This window comes from Pseudomonas sp. B20 (assembly GCF_020515755.1).
Taxonomy (GTDB): Bacteria; Pseudomonadota; Gammaproteobacteria; order Pseudomonadales; family Pseudomonadaceae; genus Aquipseudomonas; species Aquipseudomonas syringae.
This window is the reverse complement of sequence record NZ_JAHPJG010000056.1, coordinates 1-872: the sequence shown is the minus strand read 5'-3', so window position 1 is coordinate 872 and position 872 is coordinate 1. Positions and strand designations below refer to the sequence as shown.

The window sequence follows — 872 nt, the reverse complement described above, 5'->3', positions numbered from 1 at the left end:
TGCTGGGGATTCTCAAAGCCGGTGCCGCCTACGTGCCGCTGGACCCGGCTTATCCTCTTGAGCGTCTGGCTTATACCCTCGACGACAGCGCACCGGTGGCGTTGTTGAGTCAGCGGTCAGTGCAGGGCACCTTGCCGGTCTCGCAAGTGCCGGTGATCTGTCTCGACGACGACTTGCAGGACGAATCCGTCTGTAATCCGCAGGTGCCGGTAACGCCCGGCAACCTGGCTTATGTGATCTACACCTCCGGGTCCACCGGTAAGCCCAAAGGCGTGATGATCGAACATCGCAACGTCGCGCGGCTGTTCTCGGCCACCGAAGAATGGTTCGGTTTCAACCAGCAGGATGTCTGGGCGCTGTTCCATTCGTTCGCCTTCGACTTTTCGGTCTGGGAAATCTGGGGCGCGTTGCTGCATGGCGGGCATTTGGTGATCGTGCCGCAGATGGTCAGCCGCTCGCCCGAAGACTTCTACGCATTACTGTGCAGCACCGGGGTGACGGTGCTCAACCAGACGCCGAGTGCGTTCCGTCAGCTGATTGCTGCACAGGGCGAGAACGGCCAGGCGCATTCGTTGCGCAAGGTGATCTTCGGCGGTGAAGCGCTGGACACCGTGATACTCAAGCCGTGGTATGCCCGCAAGGTGAATGCCGGCACACAACTGGTGAACATGTACGGCATCACCGAAACCACGGTGCATGTGACCTATTACCCGTTGCAGCCCGAAGACGCCCAGCGCCTCGGCGCCAGCCCGATCGGCAGGCGCATTCCCGATTTGCAGCTGTATGTTCTCGATGCCCGCGGCGAGCCGGTGCCGATGGGCGTGGTTGGCGAGCTGTATGTCGGCGGTGCCGGTGTGGCACGTGGCTACCTG

Annotated in this window: 1 protein-coding gene; it reads left to right on the top strand. The window is 61.7% G+C overall.

The window, feature by feature from the left end; genetic code table 11:
* Positions 1-872, top strand: an 872-nt coding sequence (locus tag LIX91_RS25520; RefSeq protein ID WP_226489410.1) for an AMP-binding protein, incomplete at both ends; no start/stop codon positions are given.